9 protein-coding genes and 1 pseudogene are annotated in these 8,828 nt (G+C 70.7%); 9 read left to right on the top strand and 1 reads right to left on the bottom strand.

Annotated features, from left to right (window positions below; translation table 11 throughout):
- Nucleotides 1-410: IS110 family transposase (locus H504_RS0125905; protein WP_026425153.1), on the bottom strand; the 410-nt coding region annotated here is incomplete at its 3' end.
- Between the two features lie 796 nt (nt 411-1,206).
- Here H504_RS0125905 and H504_RS0125910 point away from each other — a divergent pair.
- The 9 genes and pseudogenes from H504_RS0125910 to H504_RS0125950 form a co-directional block, all read left to right on the top strand.
- Nucleotides 1,207-2,832 carry a methyl-accepting chemotaxis protein gene (locus H504_RS0125910; protein ID WP_026425154.1) on the top strand — a complete coding sequence of 542 codons (1,626 nt, stop codon included), beginning with the start codon at nt 1,207-1,209 and terminating at the stop codon, nt 2,830-2,832.
- 107 nt (nt 2,833-2,939) lie between these two features.
- Nucleotides 2,940-3,449 carry an O-acetyl-ADP-ribose deacetylase gene (locus tag H504_RS0125915; RefSeq protein WP_026425155.1) on the top strand — a complete coding sequence of 170 codons (510 nt, stop codon included), beginning with the start codon at nt 2,940-2,942 and terminating at the stop codon, nt 3,447-3,449.
- Nucleotides 3,446-3,697 carry a hypothetical protein gene (locus tag H504_RS0125920; protein WP_026425156.1) on the top strand — a complete coding sequence of 84 codons (252 nt, stop codon included), beginning with the start codon at nt 3,446-3,448 and terminating at the stop codon, nt 3,695-3,697. Before H504_RS0125915 ends, H504_RS0125920 begins: the two co-directional genes overlap by 4 nt.
- Before the next feature lie 129 nt (nt 3,698-3,826).
- The gene (locus H504_RS37040; RefSeq protein WP_157440637.1) at nt 3,827-4,210 is read left to right on the top strand and encodes a hotdog family protein; all 384 of its coding nucleotides are present in this window, start codon (nt 3,827-3,829) and stop codon (nt 4,208-4,210) included.
- 54 nt (nt 4,211-4,264) lie between these two features.
- Complete coding sequence (locus H504_RS37045; RefSeq protein ID WP_051386281.1) at nt 4,265-4,633, top strand: MaoC family dehydratase; 369 nt, start codon at nt 4,265-4,267, stop codon at nt 4,631-4,633.
- Nucleotides 4,634-4,896: 263 nt separating this feature from the next.
- Nucleotides 4,897-6,123 (top strand): cytochrome P450, encoded by a 1,227-nt coding sequence (locus H504_RS37050; RefSeq protein WP_035306179.1) that lies wholly within the window; start codon nt 4,897-4,899, stop codon nt 6,121-6,123.
- Nucleotides 6,120-6,833 carry a 4'-phosphopantetheinyl transferase family protein gene (locus H504_RS0125940; RefSeq protein ID WP_026425157.1) on the top strand — a complete coding sequence of 238 codons (714 nt, stop codon included), beginning with the start codon at nt 6,120-6,122 and terminating at the stop codon, nt 6,831-6,833. The genes H504_RS37050 and H504_RS0125940 overlap by 4 nt, the downstream gene beginning before the upstream one ends.
- Nucleotides 6,826-8,439 carry an AMP-binding protein gene (locus H504_RS37055; protein ID WP_035306181.1) on the top strand — a complete coding sequence of 538 codons (1,614 nt, stop codon included), beginning with the start codon at nt 6,826-6,828 and terminating at the stop codon, nt 8,437-8,439. Before H504_RS0125940 ends, H504_RS37055 begins: the two co-directional genes overlap by 8 nt.
- Before the next feature lie 17 nt (nt 8,440-8,456).
- Nucleotides 8,457-8,828 (top strand): annotated as a pseudogene (locus H504_RS0125950) (ferritin-like domain-containing protein); the annotation flags it as partial.

Genomic DNA, 8,828 nt, shown 5'->3' on the forward strand with positions numbered 1-8,828 from the left:
GGTGCCTGGGACGACGACGGTCTGTTCGTCCAGGGCGGCCATGATCGCGGTGCCGGTTTCTCGCCCATGCGGGGCGCGTCGGCGATGACGAAGGCGTCGCGGGCGTCGGTTTTCGCCCGGCCCGGGTGGAGGTCGGCGATGCGGCGCATCGCCAGGCCGGGCAGATAGGCCACCCGGTGACCGGCGGCGCGGGCGACCGCGACCGGCAGGGCGCCGATTGTGGCTGGCTGGTCGACCACGACCAGCGGCGGGCCCTGCGCGGCGAGCTTGTCGAACAACGCCCGCGGCTTCGACCCACTGTTGGGCAGAGGCCCGTCATGCAGCCTCTTGCCCGCCGGACCCAGGCCCACCGCGTGGTGGGCGTCTTTACCGACGTCCAGGCCGAGGAACACTCCGAAACCGTCGCCCATCCATCATGCCCTTCGGTCGTCGCGGGTGGTCACCGGTCGAGCAGCGAGCGCCGGCACCCACGTTACGACGAGACCTGCCCAGTCGGGTGGCCGTGTCCCCATCAGCGGTCGGTCGATGCCACCAGACCCGGTGACACCACCCCCCGGGATCATGCGTTCGACTGGGGGCGTAAGTCATGCCGGGCCTGACGACCACAACTCCCTGGTCAGGAGCCACGAAAAAGGTAACGGGGGGCGTCCCCGAGCCCAGTCTACCGGCCTGGCAGCTTGGCGAAAGAGCCACGAACAAGCTGGGGACAGCCAACAGCCATGTGGACAACTCACCCCAGCCACCTGCGAACAAGGGCGATCCGACGAGTCCGACCGGCCAGTGGACCGGCGGCGATTCAAGCCGCACCTCCATACCAGGACTCCCGGCCAGCCCCCACCCAGTCCCGGGGGGCGTCCCTGGTCCAGTCTACCGGCCCAACAACTCGACGAAAGAGCCACAGACAAGCTGGGGACAGCCAACAGCGATGTGGACAACTGACCCGGGCCGTCTGCAGGGGTGCCCACACGTGCGTAGGTGCTTGGCGCGCTGAAGGGGCGGGTGCACGAGTACCTGAGCATTCGAGGCCATCGACGGGGGTCGCCACCGAGGTGCAACTGTTCTGCTGCTGGGGGAACACCCTGGTCGGCGCGTACTTCACAGCCACGCCGGGGGGAACCTCTCAGGTCGCGCACAGGGCTGCCGACACCTCCAATGCGGGTGGCAAGTGATGCCGAAAGACGGCACCGACGAGCGTGAGGTAGACCGATGAGCGCGGACAACGCAACTGAGATCAAGAAGGCGCGGGGGCTGGGCAAGCTCATCGCGAACTGGGGGATTCGCACCAAGATCCTGGCGGCGCTGAGCGCGGTCGTGGCGATCGCCGTGTTGATCGGTGTGCTTGCCATGATCCAGATGTCCAATCTGGACAGCCAGCTCAGCCGGGTGGCCACCGGCAACGCGGCGGCGCTGAGCGACCTCGGTGACATCCGGGGCGCGCAGGGCGACATCAACCACTGGGCCGTGATGTGGTACGTCGACAACTCCCCGGCGGGCCAGAAGCGCGCCCGGGACGGGCAGCACGCGGCGGACGGCGTCATCGACAAGGCCGTCGCCGCCTACATGGCGCACACGACCGAGGACGAGGGCAGGGCCAAGGCGGCCGAGTTGCTGGCCAACCAGAAGAAGTTCCGCATCGAGCGGGACATCAGCTACGGCGACCCGGTCCCGGCGGGCTACACCCCGATCTCGGACATGAACGAGTTCACCACCCTGGTGCAGAACATCGACAAGGGCATCGACGCGCTGGCCGTCATCGAGCGCACCAGCGCCGAGCGGGCCGCCGCGGACGGCACCGCCGCCTACAACACCGCGTGGACCATCGTGCTCGTGTCGATGATCGTCGGCCTGGCCGCGGCCATCGCGCTGGCGCTGCTGGTCGCGGGGCGGATCGTGCGCCCGCTGCGCCAGATCACCACCGTGGCCAAGCAGATGGCCCAGGGTGACCTGAGCAAGGCCGCCGTCGTCCAGGGTTCCGACGAGGTCGGCCAGTTGGGCACCGCGTTCAACCAGGCGCGGGAGAACTTCGGTTCGGCGGTCGCCGCGCTGGCCACCACCGCCGAGACCCTGCAGACCGACTCGACCCGCCTGGTGCAGGTCAGCGACCGGCTGCTCGACTCGACCAGCGGCGCCAACACCCAGGCGACCCAGGTGGCCTCGGCCGCCGACCAGGTCTCGCTGAACCTGCAGACCGTGGCGACCGGCGCCGAGGAGTTGGGCTCCTCCATCAAGGAGATCGCGCACAGCGCCAACGAGGGCGCGAACGTGGCGTCGCACGCGGTCGAGGTCGCCGCCTCCACCACCGACGTGGTCGCCAAGCTGGGTGACTCCTCGGCGCAGATCGGCAACGTGGTCAAGGTCATCACCTCGATCGCCGAGCAGACCAACCTGCTGGCGCTCAACGCCACCATCGAGGCCGCTCGGGCCGGTGACGCGGGCCGCGGCTTCGCGGTCGTGGCGAGCGAGGTCAAGGAGCTGGCGCAGGAGACCGCGAAGGCGACCGAGGACATCGCCCGCCGGGTCGAGGCCATCCAGTCCGACACCGCGCAGGCGGTCGGCACGATCGGCGAGATCTCCGAGATCATCGCCAAGATCAACGACTACCAGTTGGTGATCGCCTCCGCGGTGGAGGAGCAGACCGCCACCACCAACGAGATGAGCCGCACCATCGCCCAGGCGGCGGCGGGCAGCTCGCAGATCGCGGGCAGCATCGGCCACGTCGCCGACGCCACCAAGACCGCGGCGCAGGAGATCGACGGCAGCAAGCAGGCCGCGGTCGACCTGGAGCAGCTCTCCGCGCACCTGCGGGACCTGGTCGCCAAGTTCCAGTACTGATCCGCACGCTCTACCCGCGGACGGCGGGCTGGGACCACCGGTCCCGGCCCGCCGTCCGCGTCTGTCCCGACAGGACAAACCGGCCTGCCGGTGCGACAATCCCGGCCATGGCGAAGATCGAACTGGTCCGGGGCGACATCACCGAGCAGGCGGTGGACGCGCTGGTGAACGCGGCGAACTCGTCGCTGCTCGGGGGCGGCGGGGTGGACGGCGCCATCCACCGCCGCGGCGGGCCGGAGGTCGTCGCCGAGTGCCGGGCGCTGCGCGCGGGCGACTACCAGCGCGGCCTGCCGACCGGTCAGGCGGTCGCGACCACGGCGGGCAGGCTGGCCGCCCGCTGGGTGATCCACACCGCCGGTCCGGTGTGGTCGTCCACAGAGGACAAGTCGGCGCTGCTGGCCGACTGCCACCGCAACAGCCTGCGGGTGGCCGCCGAGATCGGCGCGGCGACGGTGGCGTTCCCGGCGATCTCCACCGGGGTCTACCACTGGCCGGTGGAGTCGGCCGCGCGGATCGCGCTGGACGCGGTCGCCGACGCGCCGGACAGCGTCTCGCTCATCCGTTTCGTGTTGTTCGACAAATCGACCTACGACATCTTCTCGACCATCGCCGGATGAGCGCGTTCTGGGAACAGACGGCGCCCGCCGACGAGCGGCGGCCGCACCGGGCCGCGGAGGCCACCCCGCCGCCCCGCCCGCCGGTCCCGTTCACCCCGGCGGCGTTCGACGTGGTCTTGGCGCGGCACGCGTCCTGGGGCACCGACGCCTCGGCGGACCTGGTGCGGCGGTTGGGCGGCCAGCCCGCGATCGGGCCGTCCCGCGCGGTGGGACGGCCCGATCGGCGCGTCGACCGCCGTAGCCGGTAACCGCTGAGGACAACTCACCAAGTGCCGGTTCGGTCCGTTGTTCGACCACCGGCGACGTGCTAGCGTGATCACGCCGGACCGGATTCCGCGAACCGAATTCGATTCGGATGGCCGATGGAAGGGAAATCGGTGGGGACCACCATACCGAGCGCGCAAGGGCCGGTCACCGTCGGCGATGTGCTGCGCACCACGCGGACGTACACCGCAGCCGAGGTGCGGGAATTCCGAGCCCTTTCCGGATACCCCGATTCGCCCGATCCGCGCTATCTGCCCACCTTGCTCGTCGTGGCCCCGTTGACGAAGCTCGGTGGGGACATCAACTACCTTTCCGGGCGCATGGTGTGGTCGGTCTCCCGCCCGGTGGCGGTGGGCGAGACGATCACCGCGGAACTGGAGATCACCCGGCTGGAACCGACCGGGAACGGGACGCGGATCGCCTTCGACGCGCGGGTCCTGAGTTCGGCCGAGGTTGTTGTATCCGGGGAGAGCAAAGGCGTCGTGTTGCTGGGCTGAACGGCGGTCGACCGGATGTCGACCAACCCGGCGGTGTGAGTGGGAGGACCTGAGATGACCGGGACGACCGACCTCGCGACGGGCACCGCGCTGCGTGCGCTGCGCACCGTGACCGAGGCCGACATCGCCGCCTGCGCGCGGCTGACCGGCGACTTCGGCGCGCACCACATCTCCGGCATGGCGGGCCGCCAGGTCGCCCAGGGCCTGTTGACGCTGTCCGGCACCCCGCTGCTCGCCGAGGACGGCGTGCACGTGACCGGACTCGACCTCCGGTTCATCGCTCCCGTGTTCGTCGGCGACGACATCACCACGGAGATCACCGTCGATTCCCTTGACAACGCGGAACTCGCGTTCACCGTTGTCGTGTCAACTACCGCGGGCGAGGTACTGCGCGGGACCGGAACGGCGAAACTGTTGGACTGAATGGGCGAAACCTCCGTCGTACGGCGAACCGCTCGATTTCTCGCGCGCGCGTACCGCACGCGCGGAGGTGCTGTCCACAGCCGCGGGCCGGATTGGTGCGTTCCGGTTTTTCCCGATGACAATTCCTTGCGTACTCGACTGGGCGTCGTGTTCACTGGGCGGGCAAACGGCGAATGGGGGCCAAACAACCGAGCGGGCCGAGGAATCGGCACGCTCGCGCCCGCCTGCCAACCACGAATCGTCGATATCGGAGAAGGCGCACCATGACGGATCCGGTTGGCGGGGTCAGCCTGCTCACGCACGACGTGCTCTGCGACCCGTACCCCACTTACGCGCACCTGCGTTCGACCGACCCGGTGCACTTCAACGAGCAGCTCGGCGGCTGGGTGCTGACCCGGCACGACGACGTCTCGGCCGCGCTGCGCGACCACGGAACGTTCTCCTCGCGCCGGATGGAGCTGCTGGTCGCCCAGCGCGGCGGCGCGGACCCCTCCCCCGCGGTGGCCCGGTTCCTGGAACTGGCCGCGCACTGGATGTGGATGATCGACCCGCCGCAGCACACCCGGATGCGCAAGCTGATGAACCAGGGGTTCACCCCGCGCGCGGTGCGGCTGCTGGAGCCGATGATCCAGGGCATCGTGGACGACCTGGTGGACGCGGCGGTGGCACGCGGCGAGTTCGACCTGATGGCCGACTTCTGCTTCCCGGTGCCCGCGCTGGTGATCTGCGGCCTCTACGGACTGCCGCCCGCGGACGCCAGGATGGTCACCGACTGGTGCGACGCGATCAAGGTGTTCCTCGGGGCGTCGCCGGAGCTCGGTGGCGTGCAGGACGCGGCGGTGGCGCTGCAGGAGATGATCGACTACCTGACCGAGATCATGGAGCGGCGCCGGGCCGACCCGCGCGACGACCTCGTGTCCAGGTTGGTCACCGCCGACGACGACGGTGACCGGATGGACGCCGACGAGCTCGTGTCCAACCTGCTGCTGCTGATCACCGCGTCCTTCGAGACCACCATCGACATGCTGGGCAACGGCCTCGCCGGGCTGCTGACCCGCCGCGACCAGTGGGAACTGATCAAACGGGACCCCGCGCTGATCCCGGGCGCGGTGGAGGAGGTCATCCGCTACGACGGCCCGGTGCAGCTCACCCACCGGCTGCTGACCGGGGATGTGGAGCTGCGGGGCAAGAAGCTGCGCGAGGGCCAGCTCGCTTACCTCATGCGGGGCGCGGCCAACCGGGATCCGGAGCGGTACGCCGACCCGGACCGGTTGGACGTGACCCGCGACGCCAGCGGCCACGTCGGGCTGGGTTTGGGCGTGCACTTCTGCATCGGAGCCGGGCTGTCCCGGTTGGAGGGCAAGATCGCCCTCACCGAGCTGACCACCCGCATCCCGGACCTGGTGCTGACCGAACCGGAGCAGTTGCACTGGCGCGCGGACAACCTGCAGTTCCGCGGGTTGTCCGTGTTGCGGGCGAGCACCTCATGACCGCTGCCGGTGGCTCGACCGTCTCGGTGCACGTCGTGTCCCTGCGCGCCCTGGACCGGGTGCGCGGCACCGCCACCGCGGAGTTGCCCGATGCCGACCGCGCGGAGATCGCGGGCCGGACCCGGGGTGCCCGGCGGACCAAGGCGGAGGCGGCGCGGGTGCTCTCCCGCGCGGTCGGCGGGACGGTGAACGCCAGCCACGACCGGGATTTCCTCGTGGTGGCCGGGTCCGACGCGACGTGCGGGGTCGATGTGGAGGACGCGCCGGAGGCCGAATTGCGCGAGGTCGCCGCGCGGTTCTGCGCCGCGCGCGACCGGTCTCGCGCCACGCGCGACGGTGATCTGTCCGCCCGAGCACTGTGGACGGCCAAGGAGAGCGCGGCGAAGGCGGTCCGGCGGGGACTGCGCGCCGGGCTGCGGTCGATCGGCTTCGCGGGCGACGTGACCGCCGAATGGTCCTCTGTGGACTGGCCGTTCGGCGGCGGCTTCCTCACCCGGACGGTGGATCTGGGTGACCGCCATTGCGCGCTGACCGTCCGCGCCGACATCGCCCCGGCGGTGACGGTGCGGGTGTGGACACCGACGGTGTGGACGTCCGGGTCGGCCGGTGACCGGTGGTCGTTCACCCCGGCGGACGACCCGGCGACCGCCGATCCCGACGCCCACCGGGTCGCGGTGGCGCTCGCCGCGTTCGGAGGTCGGTGTGGCTGAGCCGGGGACCCTGCACGATGCGCTCGCCGCGGCGGCCGGGCGGCGGCCGGACACCCCGGTGTCCTTCCGGGTCGACCGCACGACCGTGCGGTTGGACGACCTGGTCGAGCAGTCGTACTCGGTCGCGGGCTCCCTGCTCCGCGCGGGCGTGCGGCCGGGTGACCGGATCGGGCTGCTGTGCCAGAACGAGGCCGACTTCTACCGCGTGCTCATCGGACTGGGCGTGCTCGGCGCGTGCGCGTGCCCGCTGCCGCTGCCCACCACGGCCCGCGACGGCTACCAGGCGAAGATCTCCGCGATCGTCACCGCGTCCGGCCTGCGCACCGTCGTGCTGTCGGAACGGTTGACCCGCCTGCGATCCGTGCTGGGCAACGCGCTGGACGGGATCACCCAGATCTCCACCGGGGACCTGCACGACTACTCCACCCGACCGCCGTCGGACAGCGGACCGGGCGCCGACCAGGACCTGATCGTCCAGTTCACCTCCGGCAGCACCTCGGTCCCCAAGGGCGTGCGGCTCACCCACGGCAACGTGGACGCCTGCCTGGCCGCCATCGTCGAGGGCATCGCGCTGACCGACGACGACGTCGCGGGCTCGTGGCTGCCGTTCTTCCACGACATGGGCCTGTTCGGCACCCTGGCCGGGATCTACCACCCGATCCCGCTGACCGTCTGGCCGCCGTCCACCTTCGTCAAGGACCCGGCCCGCTGGCTGCGGGAGATGACCGAGGTCGGCGTCACCGCCATCCCGATGCCGAACTTCGCCTACGACGCGCTGATGCGCGCGGTGGCGGACCCCGCCGAGTACGACCTGAGCCGGTGGCGGGTCGCGTTCAACGGCGCCGAGCCGATCGCCGCCGACACGCTGGCCGGGTTCCTGGCGCACTTCGCCCCGGCCGGGTTCCGCCCGGAGACGATGTTCCCGGTCTACGGGATGGCCGAGTCGACCCTGCCGATCACCTTCTCCCGGATCGGCGAGCCACCCCGGGTCGACTGGGTGGACCGCGCCCGGCTGGCGGAAACCGGTCGCGCCATTCCCATCGACCGCGGGTCCCCGGTCGCGCGCGGCATCGTGTCGGTGGGTCAGCCGGTGGCCCGGATGGCCGTGCGGGTCGCCGACCCGGACAGCGGCGTGCTGCTCGGCGACCGGACCGTCGGCGAGGTGGAGATCAAGGGCGCGCTGGTGACCCCCGGGTACCTCACCGGCGACCAGCCGTTCACCGCCGACGGCTGGCTGCGCACCGGCGACCTGGGCTACACCGCCGACGGCGCGCTGCACATCACCGGGCGGCGCAAGGAAATGATGATCGTCCGCGGCGACAACTACTACCCCGAGGACGTCGAGGCCGCCGTGCGCACCGACCCGGACGTGTTCCGCCGCCGCTGCGTCGCCTACCTCGACGACTCCGACACGGGCGCGCACATGGTGCTCGTAGTGGAGTCCGCCGCCGACGACAGCCCGCAGTTGCGGGACCGGTTGCGCGCCAGGGTCGCCGCCGCCACCGGCCTCGACGACGTGCGGGTGGTGATCGCCGCGCCGCAGGCGATCCCGCGCACCAGCAGCGGCAAGCTCCAGCGGCTCGCGTCGAGGGCCAGGTTCAGCTAGCACAGGGAGAAGGGGAAATGCACAGCTTCGGGGTCTTCACGCACTACGAGCGGGTCCACTGGCAGCTCAAGGACATCGACTTCACCGCCGTCGACAAGGACAAGGTCCGGCCGGAGCACGTCGCGATGGCCAAGAGCGGCGTCATGGGCGAGTCCAACGTGATCGCCGCGGTGCACGGCTTCCTCAACGAGTTCGTCGACGACTACGACTTCTCCACCTTCGCGGTCGTGTGGGGCTACCAGGAGGTCCAGCACCACTACGCGTTCAAGTCGTGGCTGGAGGCCATCGGCGAGGCCGTCGACGACGCCCCGGTGCACGCCATGCGCGAGCCGTACGCCCCGGGGACCACCCCGTCGGCGACCCTGGCCACCAACATCATCTCCGAGCTG

It is taken from the genome of Actinokineospora inagensis DSM 44258 (assembly GCF_000482865.1).
Taxonomy (GTDB): Bacteria; Actinomycetota; Actinomycetes; order Mycobacteriales; family Pseudonocardiaceae; genus Actinokineospora; species Actinokineospora inagensis.

Bases quoted from the DNA above. Each gene is read 5' to 3' on its own strand.
- H504_RS37045 (WP_051386281.1), top strand. From the start codon at position 4,265: ATGACCGGGACGACCGACCTCGCGACGGGCACCGCGCTGCGTGCGCTG.
- H504_RS0125940 (WP_026425157.1), top strand. From the start codon at position 6,120: ATGACCGCTGCCGGTGGCTCGACCGTCTCGGTGCACGTCGTGTCCCTG.
- H504_RS0125910 (WP_026425154.1), top strand. From the start codon at position 1,207: ATGAGCGCGGACAACGCAACTGAGATCAAGAAGGCGCGGGGGCTGGGC.
- H504_RS0125915 (WP_026425155.1), top strand. From the start codon at position 2,940: ATGGCGAAGATCGAACTGGTCCGGGGCGACATCACCGAGCAGGCGGTG.
- H504_RS37050 (WP_035306179.1), top strand. From the start codon at position 4,897: ATGACGGATCCGGTTGGCGGGGTCAGCCTGCTCACGCACGACGTGCTC.
- H504_RS0125920 (WP_026425156.1), top strand. From the start codon at position 3,446: ATGAGCGCGTTCTGGGAACAGACGGCGCCCGCCGACGAGCGGCGGCCG.